We start from the raw sequence: 13240 nt of genomic DNA, 5'->3' as shown, positions 1-13240 counted from the left end.
CGGCGAGCGTAGCCGGGCTGGGACAATCGACTTGTGCCCGATCCGATGCCGCAGCCGATCGTCGCCGTCGTGGGCGCCACCGCGTCGGGCAAGACCGGGCTCAGCCTCGACCTCGCCGAGCGGGTCGGGGGAGAGGTCGTCAACACCGACGCGATGCAGGTCTACCGCGGCATGGACATCGGCACCGCCAAGCTGCCGGCGGGGGAGCGGCGCGGCATCGCACACCACCTCCTCGACGTCCTCGAGGTCACCGAACCGGCCACCGTGGCGCTGTTCCAGGAGTGGGCGCGTGAGGCGGTCGCCGACGTCCGCAGCCGCGGCGCCACACCGGTGCTCGTGGGCGGGTCCGCGCTCTACACCCGCGCGATCGTCGACCGCTTCGAGTTCCCCGGCACCGACGACTCCCTGCGCCGCGAGCTCGAGGCCGAGCTCGAGCGGCTGGGCAGCCGGGCGCTGCACGCCCGGCTGGCCGGCGTGGACCCGGAGGCTGCCGCACAGATCCAGCCCGACAACGGGCGCCGCGTCGTACGCGCACTGGAGGTGGTCGCCCTCACGGGGCGACCGTTCAGCGCGAGCCTGCCGCGCCTGGAGTACGCCGACCCGCTGACCGTGCAGGTCGGGGTGGACATCGACCGGCCGACGCTCGACGAGCGGATCGGCCGGCGGGTGGACCAGATGTTCGCCGCCGGGTTCGTCGAGGAGGTGGAGGCGCTGCTGGCGCGCGGCCTCGCCGCGGGTCGCACCGCTCCTCGCGCCATCGGATACCGCGAGGTGATGGGCTTCCTCGCCGGAGACCGCACGCTCGCTGAGGCGATCGAGCAGACGAAGACCGCCACGCGGCGCTTCGCCCGACGCCAGGACTCCTGGTTCCGCAAGGACCCCCGCACCGTCTGGGTCGCGCACGACGACCCGGGCCGCGTCGAGCAGGCGGTCCGGGCAGTCGAGCGGCTGCAGGGCTGAGGTTCAGCGGCTCGCGGCCGTGAGCTCACGGCGTACGCCGCCGGCGCGGGCGGCGTCGCTCGCCCCCAGGTCGGCCGCCTCGCGGATCCAGGCCGCGATCTCGGCCTCGCTGCGCCCGCGTACGCCGGCGTAGCGGGTGAGCCGGGTGGGCTTGATCCCGCAGAACTCCATAGTCCGCCCGCGCACCTGCTTGGCAGTGGTGTCGCCGACGAGCGGGAGGTACCACCGGGGCGAGTCCGAGGTGACCGCGAGCCGGCCGGTGCGCCCGGCCAGCAGGCCCTCGGGCATGCCGTTGTCCTTGTAGCGGAAGGCCCAGCCGCGCTCGAGGGTGCGGTCGAAGAACCCCTTGAGCAGGGCGGGCACCGAGCCCCACCACAGCGGGGTGAAGACGGCGACGTGATCGGCCCAGCGCAGCAGCTCCTGGGCTCGGACGAGGTCGGGCTCGAGGTCCTGCGGCGTGCGGTAGCCGGTGCGCAGGTTCACGTCGAAGTGGAGGTCGCGCAGAGGGAGTGCGAGTGCGTCGGCGCCCGCACCGGCCGCATAGCTCGAGGCGAGCGCGGCGGTGAGCGAGCGCGGGTCGGGGTGGCCGTCGATGACGAGGACGTGGGACATGGCGATTCCGATCTGGACGGTGTCAAGAAAGTGGACACTGCCAACATTGGAGTACGATGTTGCGCATGTCAAGATCCAGCGGGGGCTATCACCACGGAAACCTCCATGTCGCGCTGGAGGACGCCGCGCTCGAGCTGCTCGAGACCACCTCGGCGGCGAAGATCAGCCTCCGCGAGGTCGCCCGGCGCGCCGGGGTCAGCCACAACGCGCCCTACCACCACTTCGGCGACCGCGCGGCGCTGCTCGGCGCGCTCGGGGTCCGCGGCATGGCTGCGCTGCTCGACGCCCAGGAGAAGGCCGTCGCTGCGGCCGAGGGGCCGGTCGAACGGGTCCGCGCGCTCGGGCTGGCCTACGTGCGCTACGCCGCGGCGCATCCCCAGGCGTTCTCCCTCGTCTTCGACCCCGACTACTGCGCAGCAGGCTCGCCCAGCGCGGGAATGGCGCCCCTGATCGCCCGCAACGAGGAGCTGCTGGGCAGCGAGGTGGCCGCGCTGGTGCGGGAGCCGGGCTACGAGGGACGCGACCCGATGGCGCTGTCGGCCGCGCTCTGGTCCACGGTCCACGGGATGGCGCAGCTGATCACGCTCGGGCACCTGCCGCTCGAGGCGGCCGAGCCCGCCCTGCACGCGCTCGTGCAGTAGCTCGTCGACCCGGCGCCGGATGTCGGTGCCGGCTGTCATGGTGGTGCGATGGCGACCATCTACTACACCGGGTGCACCCTCGACGGCTTCATCGCGACCACGGACCACTCCCTCGACTGGCTGACCTCGCGCGACATCGACCTGGACGGCCCCATGGCCTACCCCGCGTTCCAGCGGCGGCTCGGCGCCTGCGTCATGGGCGCCTCGACCTGGCAGTGGATCCTCGACCACGACGAGGAGCCGTGGGGCTCGTTGCCGACGTGGGTGCTGACCCACCGCACGTTCCCCGAGGCGCCCGCCAGCGTCCGGTTCGACCGTGACGACGTGGCTCGCGTGCACGCGGACATGACCGAGGCGGCCGGCGGCCGGGACATCTGGGTGGTGGGTGGAGGAGAGCTCGCCGGTCAGTTCCACGACGCCGGGCTGCTCGACGAGGTGTGGCTGCAGTACGCACCGGTCGCCCTCGGGGGCGGCGCTCCCGTGCTGCCGCGCCACGTGGAGCTGCGGCTCGAGGAGACCGCGCGCAACCGCGACTTCATGTGCGGGCGCTACTCGGTGGTCCGGTGAGCCGCGGACCGAAGGGTGCCGGTCCCGACCCACCCCCGGGGTCGTGGACAACCGCCGGTCACGGCGGCAAGGTGGAGTGATCGTCACTTCGGAGGTCTTCATGCACCAGCACGCCCGGCGGCTCACCGCCGTCCTGTCCGCCACCAGCGGGCTCACCCTGGCCGTCGGCCTCCTCGTCGCGCCCAGCGCGTCGACGGCCGCGTCGTCGCCGTCCCTCGCGCCCGCCGGGGCCGAGGAGCGCCGCCCGACCGTCAAGGACCCCACCGCGGTCGGCAAGGGCGGCGCGATCAGCACCGTCGACCCCGAGGCCAGCGCAGCCGGCCTCAAGGTCCTCAAGGCGGGCGGCAACGCCGTCGACGCCGCCGTGGCAGCCGCCGCGACGCTCGGCGTCACTGAGCCCTACAGCGCCGGCATCGGCGGCGGCGGCTACTTCGTGTTCTACAACGCCAAGTCGGGCAAGGTGCGCACGCTCGACGGCCGCGAGACCGCGCCGATGAAGATGCCGCAGGACGCGTTCATCGACCCGGCCACCGGCAAGCCCTACAACTTCACTCCCGAGCTCGTCACCAGCGGCGCGAGCGTCGGCACGCCCGGCACGCTCGCGACGTGGGACAAGGCCCTGGCCAACTGGGGGACCCTGTCGCTGGCCGACGCGCTGGCACCCGCGACCAAGGTCGCGCGCCGCGGGTTCAAGGTCGACGAGACCTTCCGGCAGCAGACCCTCGACAACGAGGAGCGCTTCGCCGCCTTCAAGGACTCCAAGAAGCTGTTCCTGCCCAAGGGCGACGCACCCCGGGTCGGCTCGGTGTTCCGCAACCCGGAGCTCGCCGCGACGTACGACATGATCGCCGAGCGCGGCCCCCGGGCGTTCTACCGCGGCCCGCTGGCCCGGCTGATGTCCGAGGTGGTCCGCAAGCCGCGCACGACCAACAACACCGACCTGCCCGTGCCGGCCGGCTGGCTCACCCCGCGCGACCTGCGCGACTACAAGGTGCGCTCGCAGAAGGCGACCCGGACGACCTACCGCGGGCACGACGTCTACGGCATGGCGCCGTCGTCGTCGGGTGGCACGACGGTCGGCGAGGCGCTCAACATCCTCGAGCGCTACGACCTGTCCGCGATGACGCCCGAGCAGGCCCTGCACCACTACCTCGAGGCCAGCGCCCTCGCCTTCGCCGACCGCGGCAAGTACGTCGGCGACCCGGCCTACGTCGACGTCCCGGTCAAGCGCCTGCTCGACGATCGGTTCGCGGCGGAGCGCGCCTGCCTGCTCGACCCGACCAAGGCGGCGGCCAAGCCGGTCCCGGCCGGCGACGTGACGTCGTACGACGGCGTGTGCGGCCCGGCGGCGGCGAAGGGCACGGTCGACGCCGACACCGAGAACATCTCCACCACCAACCTCACCGTCGCGGACAAGTGGGGCAACGTCGTGGAGTACACCCTCACCATCGAGCAGACCGGCGGCTCGGGCATGGTCGTGCCGGGCCACGGCTTCCTGCTCAACAACGAGCTGACCGACTTCTCGACGGTGTACGACGCCGCCGACCCCAACCGGATCCAGCCGGGCAAGCGCCCGCGCAGCTCCATGTCGCCGACGATCGTGCTCAAGGACGGCAAACCGTTCCTCGCGCTGGGGTCCCCGGGCGGCTCGACGATCATCACCACCGTGCTCCAGATGCTCGTCAACCGCATCGACCTCGGGATGAGCATCGAGGAGGCGATCGCAGCACCCCGCGCCACGCAGCGCAACACCACGAGCGTGACGGCGGAGCCGGCGTTCATCGCCGCCTTCGGGCCGGCGCTGACCGCCCTCGGGCACACCCTGGTGCCCGCGGGCGACGCCTTCACCAGCGCTGCCGAGATCGGCGCGGCGACGGCGATCGAGCTCGGGCCACGCCGCCAGATGACGGCGGTCGCCGAGCCGAGCCGCCGCGGCAAGGGCTCGGCCAAGGTGGTCGACCCGCGGTAGCCACTTCGGACGGTCGTGGGGTCCGCGCATCCCGGGGAGCCCACGACCGTCCGGCTGCTCTCCGCACGGCTGCCACACTGGAGGCGTGAGCTATCGCTTCCTCAAGGGCCACGGCACCGAGAACGACTTCGTGGTCCTGCCCGACCCCGACGGCTCGGTCCACGGCGACCTGGCCGCCGAGCGGGTGCGGGCGCTGTGCGACCGCCGCGCGGGCCTGGGGGCGGACGGGGTCCTGCGTGCGGTCCACCGCGGCGACGGCTGGTTCATGGACTACCGCAACGCCGACGGTTCGGTCAGCGAGATGTGCGGCAACGGCGTCCGCGTGCTCGCGCGCTACCTCCACGACCACGAGGGTGAGCCGTTCCCGATGCGCATCCAGACGCGGGCCGGGGTCAAGGTGCTCGACGCCGCCGGCGAGGAGTACACCGCAGACATGGGCGCGCCGGAGGTGCTGGGGGAGACGGAGGTGTCCGTCGGCGACCGGGCCTGGGCGGCCCGCCACGTGTCGATGGGCAACCCGCACGCGGTGGCGTTCGTCGACGACCTCGCCGACGCCGGCTCGCTGCTCGAGCCGCCCGCGCACGACGCCGAGATCTACCCCGACGGCGTGAACGTCGAGTTCGTCGTACGCCGCGGCGAGCACCACGTCGCGATGCGGGTCCACGAGCGCGGGTCCGGGGAGACCCGGTCCTGCGGAACGGGCGCCTGCGCAGTGGCCGTCGCGACCGCGCTCGCCGACGGGGCGCCGCGCGGTACGGCGTACCGCGTCGACGTCCCCGGCGGCACGCTCTGCATCGTGTGGACCGAGGACGACCGGGTCCTGATGACCGGCCCCGCCGTCCTGGTCGCCGAGGGCGTCACCGACCTCTGAACCGCTCGCCGCCGCCCGTCACGCTGGCCCCACATTCATCACGGTATGTCGGTGAGTAGGCACTTCCCCGGGTGAGTTCCGCACGGGAAGTGCCCGTTCGGCGACGTACCGTGATGGACCATCAACGCCCCCGACCCGGGCCCGCCGAGCGCAATCCCTGGGACGTCCTAGGATCCGAGCCATGGACATCACCGGATCCTCCGCCATCGTCACCGGCGGCGCCAGCGGCATCGGTGCCGCCGTCGCCCGAGCGCTCGCCGCGAAGGGCGCCACCGTCGTGGTCGCCGACCTCAACGCCGAGAAGGGCCAGGCGCTGGCCGACGAGGTGGGCGGCTTGTTCGTGTCCGTCGACGTGACCCGGACCGACCAGGTCGCCGCCGCGGTCGAGGCGGCGGCCGAGGTCGCGCCGCTGCGCGCCTGCGTGAACTCCGCCGGCATCGGCTGGGCCCAGCGCACCATCGGTCGCGACGGCCTGCTGGAGTCGGCCCACGACCTCGACGCGTTCCGCAGGGTCATCGAGATCAACCTCATCGGCACCTTCGACATGACCCGGCAGGCCGCGACCGTGATGAGCCGCAACGAGCCGGACGCCGACGGCCAGCGCGGCGCGATCGTCAACCTCGCCTCGGTCGCCGCCTTCGACGGCCAGATCGGTCAGGCGTCGTACTCCGCCTCCAAGGGCGGCGTGGTCGGCATGACCCTGCCCGTCGCGCGCGACCTGTCCGCCGCCGGAATCCGGCTCAACACCGTGGCGCCGGGCCTGATCGACACCCCGATCTACGACTCGTTTCCCGAGCCCGAGGCGTTCAAGGCCAACCTGGGCGCCAACGTGCTGTTCCCCAAGCGTCTCGGCCGCGCCGAGGAGCTGGCCAGCATGGTGGTCGAGTGCCTCACCAACTCCTACATGAACGGCGAGACGATCCGCGTCGACGGCGGCATCCGGATGCCCCCCAAGTAGGCCGTCGCCGCGGCCGCGCCCGGCCGCCGCACGGGCCCGTCGCAAACCGGCTCGCGCAGGTGGGTTCGCCGACCTACTCTTGAGGGCATATGACGAACGCACCTGACTTCAACCTGCGCGACGCACTCGACGCCACCCGCGGCTGGGACGACGAGGCCATCGAGCTCGACGACGAGCTGCTCGCCGACGAGGACGAGGCCGACGACGGCTTCGAGTCGGGCTACGCCGACGACGCGTCGTACGACGAGCCGGACCCCGAGGAGCTCACCGTCGGCGCCCAGGAGCTGGCCGAGCGCCACGCCCTGCGCCGCGTGGCGAGCCTGCGCACCGAGCTCGAGGACATCACCGAGGTCGAGTACCGCCAGCTCCGCCTGGAGAAGGTCGTGCTCGTCGGCGTGTGGACCGAGGGCAGCGTCACCGACGCGGAGAACTCGATGGCTGAGCTCGCGCTGCTGGCCGAGACCGCCGGCTCCGAGGTGCTCGAGGCCGTCTTCCAGCGCCGCCAGAAGCCCGACCCGGCCACCTACATCGGCCGCGGCAAGGTCGACGCGATCCGCGAAATCGTGCAGGCCACCGGCGCCGACACTGTGATCTGCGACGGCGAGCTCGCGCCCAGCCAGCTGCGCAACCTCGAGGACCGGCTCAAGGTGAAGGTCGTCGACCGCACCGCGCTGATCCTCGACATCTTCGCGCAGCACGCGAAGAGCAAGGAGGGCCAGGCGCAGGTCGAGCTGGCTCAGCTGCAGTACATGAAGCAGCGCCTGCGCGGCTGGGGCGGCAACCTGTCGCGCCAGGCCGGTGGCCGGGCCGCCGGCGGTGAGGGCATCGGTGGCCGTGGTCCCGGTGAGACCAAGATCGAGACCGACCGCCGGCGCATCAACACCAAGATCGCCAAGCTGCGCCGCGACCTCAAGGAGATGCGCGGCACCCGCGAGGTCAAGCGACAGTCGCGTCGCCGCAACCACATCCCCAGCGTCGCGATCGCCGGCTACACGAACGCCGGCAAGTCCTCGCTGCTCAACCGGCTGACCGACGCGGGGGTGCTGGTGGAGGACGCACTGTTCGCGACCCTCGACCCCACCACGCGGCGTACGACGACCGCGGACGGACGCATCTACACGATGTCCGACACCGTCGGGTTCGTCCGGCACCTCCCGCACGACCTCGTCGAGGCGTTCCGCTCGACGCTGGAGGAGATCGCCGACTCCGACCTGCTGCTCCACGTCGTCGACGGCTCGCACCCCGACCCCGAGGGCCAGATCGCCGCGGTGCGCCAGGTCCTCGCCGAGATCGGTGCCAACAAGGTTCCCGAGATCATCGTCATCAACAAGGCCGACGCGGCCGACCCGCTCGTCATCAGCCGGCTGCGGGCGCGTGAGCCGCACAGCGTGGTGGTGAGCGCGAAGACCGGCGAGGGCATCGCCGAAGCCCTCGCGACGATCGAGTCGGAGCTGCCTCGTCCCCAGGTCGAGTTCGACGTGCTCCTGCCCTACGAGCGCGGCGACCTGGTCAACCGCATCCACCAGGAGGCGGAGATCGGCACGCTCGAGCACACCGGCGACGGCACCCTCGTCGTGGGTCGGGCCAACGCCGACCTGGCCGGCGAGCTGGCGGCGTACGCGCGCTGAGGTTGGCGGTCGGTCGTCCGGTCGTCCCTCGGGCATCAGGAATCCCCGGCTGCCCGGGGATTCCTCAGGTTGTCAGGCCTTGCATGGGCCGACAACCTCAGCGATCCCCGGCCGACCGGGGATCGCTAAGGTTGTCAGGCACTTCAGCGCTTGTAGCTGCCCCGCCGACAGACGTCCCCGACGCCGACGACCTCACCGCGGTCGACGACCACCGAGCGCGTGCCGAGCACCAGGCCGCGCCGGTCGGTGCAGGAGACGAGCCACGACTCCTTGACGCCGGTCTCGATGGGCGGGTCCGGGCTCTCGAAGGTGACCTCGCCGGTCCAGTCGTGCTCCGCGGAGCCGCCGGCGTAGTTGTCGGCGACGACCGTGTACGTGCCGGGCTGCGGGTCGGGGATCCGGATCACCTCGGGATTGTTCAGCGTCGCGCCCGAGCCGACCGGCGTACCGTCCGGCCCGATCACCGTGAAGTCCCAGTCCTGCGCCTCCGGGTCGTCCGAGGGCCACGAGATCGAGACCACCGCGTAGCCGTTGTCGGCCGCCGGCAGCCCCTGCACCTCGAACGTGGTGGACTCGCTGCCGCCCACCGGCGGGACCTCCGCGGGGTTCACCAGCGGGACCGTCGCCTGCGGCGGGGCCTCGGGGTAGCGGCCGTAGCGGCCCGCGACCAGCGGCCTCGTCGACGGGTTGACGTCCACGACGAAGCGCCCGCCGCGGTCGGTGGCGTACTGGTTGACGAGGGTGTCCTCGTAGAGGATCGGCTCGCCGACCGACCCGTCCGGCTGGATCACCGGCGAGGTCGGGGACACGACGTGCTTGGACACGGTGATCGTGCGACCCGCCGGTGCCTTCCCGCGGATGCGGGAGTGCAGTGAGTCGTCGGCCGCCGCCTCGGCCGCCAGCCAGTACGCCTCCTGGTTGCCGCCGAGACCGGCGCTGTCGGCGGGCGCCTCGCCGAGGTACTCCCCGACCACGGCCTCCTCGTAGGGCGGGTGGAACCCCTCGTCGCCGATCTCGATCGTGTAGCCGAGCCCGCCGGTGATCCAGTAGCTCCAGTCCTCGGTCGACCCGGAGGTGTCGTAGAGCTGGTACGACGCCTGGCTGGTGTAGGCGTTCTGCGCGGCCATCGCGTCGCCGAGAGCCTTCAGCTCCGGCTCGTCGGGCGCGAGCCCGGTGGCCGCGATGGCCGGCGGCCGCAGCACGAGGTTGCTGTAGGTGTGGTTGGAGATCATCACCGTCACCGCGCGCTCGGAGATCAGCTGGCGCACCGCGTCCGTCTCCGGCTCGCTGCCCGGGGCGTCGCCGCGGTAGGTGTCGCTGGACCAGATCGGGCTGGCCCCACCGCCGCCCCAGAAGCCGGGGTAGTTGCGGTTGAGGTCGGTGCCGCGCAGCCGGCCGGCGGGGTTGTCCGCGCAGGTGCCGCCGAGGTACTGCTCGGGCGTCGCCGCGGAGATCGAGCAGTTCTTGCGCTTCATCTCGTAGTCGAACGTGCTGAAGTCGCCGAGCGGCTGGGCGCCGCGCGAGACCTTGAAGCCGTCGACGTTGACGACCGGGACGACGATGACCCGCGACGTCGAGAGCACCCGCCGGGCGCGGTCGCGTACGGCCCGGTCACGGTCGTAGTAGGACTCGAGCAGGTCGAAGGCGAACTCCATGGTGTGCTCGGCGCTCGGCCACTCGCGGGCATGGTGGGCGCCCATCAGCAGGAACACCGGCTTGCCGTCACGTACGTCGCGGGCGTCGACGCTGATCTCGAGGCCGCGGATCGGCTCGCCGAGCACCGTCCGGTTGGGCAGCGTGAGCGGGCGGGTGAGGGTCGGGTAGTGGCGCGCGAGGCGGAACATGTCGCGCAGGTAGTCGTCGTAGGTGCGGTACGACGTGCGCCCGCTGGGCAGGTCCGACCTCGTCGTGGTGGCGGCGTACCGGGCGTCCTGGCGGCGGTTGGCCTCGGTCAGGGCCTCGAGGTCGTCGACCGTGACGGTCCAGGTGAACCCGGCGTCCTTCAGCGTCTGGGCGTCCTCGGCGTCGTGGAGGACGACCTCGATGCCGCGGCTGTTCGCGTGCTCGGTGACGTCGAGCCCGAGCTCGATCACCTCGTTGCGGTCCTCGACCTCCGGTGCGCGGACCATGACGATCTGGGTCGTGTCGTCGGCGGCCGTCCGCGCGAGCTGGCGGCGGCCGTCGTCGAGGCCGGAGCCCGAGGCGACGCCCGCCCCGGCGGCCAGGCCGGCGGTCACCAGACCCGCCACGGCCACGAGTCTGGTGCTGCTGAGCTTCTTCGTGCGTATGGACATGTGTCCTCCCGAGAGTGCGGCCCGGAGCCGGCCGCGGTGCGATCCACACAACACCCGCGGCCGCCCCCTGTCGAGGCCTCTGACGGGCGGAACCTTCCCCCTGAGCCGTCCGTTGGGGTTTCCGTGCCCGGATTCGGGCGATGGAGTCTCGTGGTGGAGGATGTCGCGCATGTCCCGTGGTGTCTGGATTCGCTTCATCCTCGTGCTCGGCCTCCTGGCCGGGTGCGCGGCGCTCGCGATCAACGTCAAGCCCAACCTCGGCCTCGACCTGCGCGGTGGCGCACAGTTCGTGTTCGAGGCCGAGGGCACCGAGCAGACCCCCGCCAGCGCCGAGAACGTCGACAAGACCCTGCAGGTCCTCCGCGGCCGCGTCGACGCCCTCGGCGTCGCCGAGTCGACCCTGGTCCGCCAGGGCGAGAACCGCATCCTCGTCGAGCTGCCGGGCGTCACCAGCGACGCCGAGGCGCAGGAGGCGGAGGAGCGCATCGGCACCACCGCCAAGCTGACCATCCACGAGGTGCTGGCGGCCGCGCAGCCGGACGCCAAGCCGAGCAAGAAGGGCAACCTGGTGCTGCCCTCCGACCAGGGCGACACCATCGAGGTCGGGCCCACCGTCATCCAGGGCGACGAGATCAGCGGCGCCAACGCCGTCCAGCGCGAGCAGAGCGTCCAGTGGGTCGTGGCCATCGACTTCAACGGCAAGGGCGGCGACACCTGGGCGGACATCACCGGCAAGGCCGCGTGCAACCCGTCGGGCGACCCCAAGCGGCGCATCGCGATCGTCCTCGACAACGAGGTGATCTCCTCGCCCGAGGTCGAGACGAGCGTCGGATGCAACGTCGGCATCCGCGGCGGCTCGACGGACATCACCGGCGACTACACCTCCGAGGAGGCCAGGGACCTGGCCGCCCTCATCGAGGGCGGCGCGCTGCCGCTGGAGCTGCGTGCGATCTCCGACCGCCTCGTCGGTCCCTCGCTGGGCGCCGCGGCGATCGACGCCTCGATCGAGGCCGGCATCATCGGCTTGATCCTCACCGGCCTGTTCATCATCGTCGCCTACCGGCTCGTCGGGCTGATGGCGACCCTCGCGCTCACGTCGTACGCGCTGCTGGCGTACGCGATGCTGGTCGGGCTCGGCTCGACGCTGACGCTGCCCGGCCTCGCCGGCTTCGTGCTGGCCATCGGCATGGCGATCGACGCCAACGTCCTCGTGTTCGAGCGAGCACGCGAGGAGTACGCCGCCTACCCGTCCGCGGGGTTGCGGCGCGCCCTCGCGGTCGGCTTCAACAAGGCCTGGACCGCGATCATCGACTCCAACGTCACCACGCTGCTCGCGGCGGGGCTGCTGTTCTTCCTCGGCTCGGGTCCGATCAAGGGCTTCGGGGTGACCCTCACCATCGGTGTCATCGCCTCGATGATCTCCGCGCTGATCATCGCCCGGGTGCTGTGCGACCTCGCCGTCTCCAACCGCAAGGTCGGCCGCTCGCCCAAGGTCAGCGGTCTCAGCGACGTCGGCAAGGTGCGGGCCTGGCTGGACCGCAAGGACCCCAACATCATGAAGAACCGCGGTCGCTGGCTGGCCGTGTCGGGTGCGGCGACGGTGTTCGCCATCGCCGGCATCGTGACCCAGGGTCTCAACCTCGGCGTCGAGTTCACCGGCGGCCGCCAGCTGGACTACTCGGTGACCGACGACGTCTCGATCGATGAGGCGCGCGACGCGGTGGCTGCTGCCGGGTTCTCCGAGGCCGTCGTCCAGACCGCCGACACGCCCGCGGACTTCACCGTGCGCACCGGCGAGATCTCGAACGAGGACGAGCAGCGCATCGAGGACGAGCTCGCCAAGGTCGGCGGTGACGTCTCCAAGATCGACGACCAGCAGATCGGTGCGTCCCTCGGTGAGGAGCTGCGCAACAACGCCCTCATCGCGTTCGGCGTGGCCTTCCTGGCCCAGCTGCTCTACCTCGCCGTCCGGTTCAAGTGGACCTTCGGCGCCTCGGCCGTCATCGCGATGGCGCACGACGTGCTGATCGTCGTCGGCATCTTCGCGTGGCTGCACAAGCCGATCGACGGCATCTTCCTGGCCGCCGCGATGACCATCATCGGTCTCTCGGTCAACGACACCGTCGTCGTCTTCGACCGTGTCCGCGAACGCTGGTTCGGCTCGAAGCCGGAGGACGACTTCAACACGCTGGCCAACAAGGCCGCGGTCGAGACGGTGCCGCGCACGGTCAACACCGGTCTCGGCACGATGTTCATCCTCGCCGCGCTCGCGATCCTCGGCGGCGACTCGCTGCGTGACTTCTCGATCGCGCTGCTCATCGGACTCATCGTCGGCACCTACTCGTCGGTCTTCACCGCCACGCCCCTGGTGACCTACTTCCAGGAGAAGTGGCCGATGAGCCGAGTGCAGAAGGAGAAGGTCGTCCGCGCGCCCGAGGACTCCGGCGCCGTCGTCTGACGGACGGGCGTTCCGCGCCGGCGCTGGCGCGGAACCCCCGAGCGGTTGGCGCCGGGCGTACGCTCTGCCCATGCTGTGGATCCTGCTGATCGTCGTCCTGGGCGTGGTCGCCTACCGCTACCGGGTCAAGATCCTGGCCCGCCTGCTCGGCCAGCCCGAGCGCCGCATCGAGCGCCAGATCGGGCGCAAGAAGAACTACTGAGTCCTCCGCGCGCCTGCGGCGAACGGCCGCGGCGCGTTGTGGACGGCGTACGCCGTGGTGTCGGCGCCGCCCCGTAGGGT

11 protein-coding genes are annotated in these 13240 nt (G+C 71.7%); 9 read left to right on the top strand and 2 right to left on the bottom strand.

Annotation, left to right across the window (positions count from 1 at the left end; all coding sequences use genetic code 11):
* The first annotated feature begins 45 nt into the window (after nucleotides 1–45).
* Complete coding sequence (gene miaA / locus J3P41_RS05625; protein WP_210649764.1) at nucleotides 46–960, top strand: tRNA (adenosine(37)-N6)-dimethylallyltransferase MiaA; 915 nt, start codon at nucleotides 46–48, stop codon at nucleotides 958–960.
* 3 nt (nucleotides 961–963) lie between these two features.
* Here miaA and J3P41_RS05620 read toward each other — a convergent pair whose 3' ends face one another.
* Entirely contained in the window at nucleotides 964–1572 is a 609-nt protein-coding gene (locus J3P41_RS05620) for an NAD(P)H-dependent oxidoreductase (RefSeq protein ID WP_210649208.1), read from the bottom strand.
* Between the two features lie 65 nt (nucleotides 1573–1637).
* Between J3P41_RS05620 and J3P41_RS05615 the strand changes: the two genes are divergently transcribed.
* The 6 genes from J3P41_RS05615 to hflX all read left to right on the top strand — a co-directional run bounded on the left by J3P41_RS05615 (nucleotide 1638) and on the right by hflX (nucleotide 8206).
* A complete protein-coding gene (locus J3P41_RS05615) occupies nucleotides 1638–2213 on the top strand; it encodes a TetR/AcrR family transcriptional regulator (RefSeq protein ID WP_210649207.1) in 576 nt (191 codons plus the stop codon).
* Nucleotides 2214–2261: 48 nt separating this feature from the next.
* Nucleotides 2262–2780, top strand: coding sequence for a dihydrofolate reductase family protein (locus J3P41_RS05610; protein ID WP_210649206.1), 519 nt, complete (start codon nucleotides 2262–2264; stop codon nucleotides 2778–2780).
* A gap of 76 nt (nucleotides 2781–2856) precedes the next feature.
* Nucleotides 2857–4749: a gamma-glutamyltransferase gene (gene ggt / locus J3P41_RS05605; protein ID WP_307861843.1), complete on the top strand. Its 1893-nt coding sequence runs from the start codon at nucleotides 2857–2859 to the stop codon at nucleotides 4747–4749.
* Between the two features lie 85 nt (nucleotides 4750–4834).
* The gene (gene dapF, locus J3P41_RS05600; RefSeq protein WP_210649205.1) at nucleotides 4835–5620 is read left to right on the top strand and encodes a diaminopimelate epimerase; all 786 of its coding nucleotides are present in this window, start codon (nucleotides 4835–4837) and stop codon (nucleotides 5618–5620) included.
* A gap of 181 nt (nucleotides 5621–5801) precedes the next feature.
* Nucleotides 5802–6578 (top strand): SDR family oxidoreductase, encoded by a 777-nt coding sequence (locus tag J3P41_RS05595; protein ID WP_210649204.1) that lies wholly within the window; start codon nucleotides 5802–5804, stop codon nucleotides 6576–6578.
* 89 nt (nucleotides 6579–6667) lie between these two features.
* Nucleotides 6668–8206: a GTPase HflX gene (gene hflX, locus J3P41_RS05590; protein ID WP_246861463.1), complete on the top strand. Its 1539-nt coding sequence runs from the start codon at nucleotides 6668–6670 to the stop codon at nucleotides 8204–8206.
* 143 nt (nucleotides 8207–8349) lie between these two features.
* Here hflX and J3P41_RS05585 read toward each other — a convergent pair whose 3' ends face one another.
* Nucleotides 8350–10500, bottom strand: coding sequence for a M14 family zinc carboxypeptidase (locus J3P41_RS05585; protein WP_210649203.1), 2151 nt, complete (start codon nucleotides 10498–10500; stop codon nucleotides 8350–8352).
* Between the two features lie 169 nt (nucleotides 10501–10669).
* On the opposite strand from J3P41_RS05585, the gene secD reads away from it, so the two are divergent.
* Complete coding sequence (gene secD / locus J3P41_RS05580; RefSeq protein ID WP_210649202.1) at nucleotides 10670–12958, top strand: protein translocase subunit SecD; 2289 nt, start codon at nucleotides 10670–10672, stop codon at nucleotides 12956–12958.
* Nucleotides 12959–13028: 70 nt separating this feature from the next.
* Complete coding sequence (locus J3P41_RS18875; RefSeq protein WP_282594798.1) at nucleotides 13029–13160, top strand: hypothetical protein; 132 nt, start codon at nucleotides 13029–13031, stop codon at nucleotides 13158–13160.
* Nucleotides 13161–13240: the final 80 nt, after the last annotated feature.

Origin of the sequence: Nocardioides sp. SYSU D00065 (assembly GCF_017916425.1) — a bacterium.
Classification (GTDB): Bacteria; Actinomycetota; Actinomycetes; order Propionibacteriales; family Nocardioidaceae; genus Nocardioides.
This window is presented reverse-complemented; position numbering and strand designations above follow the sequence as displayed.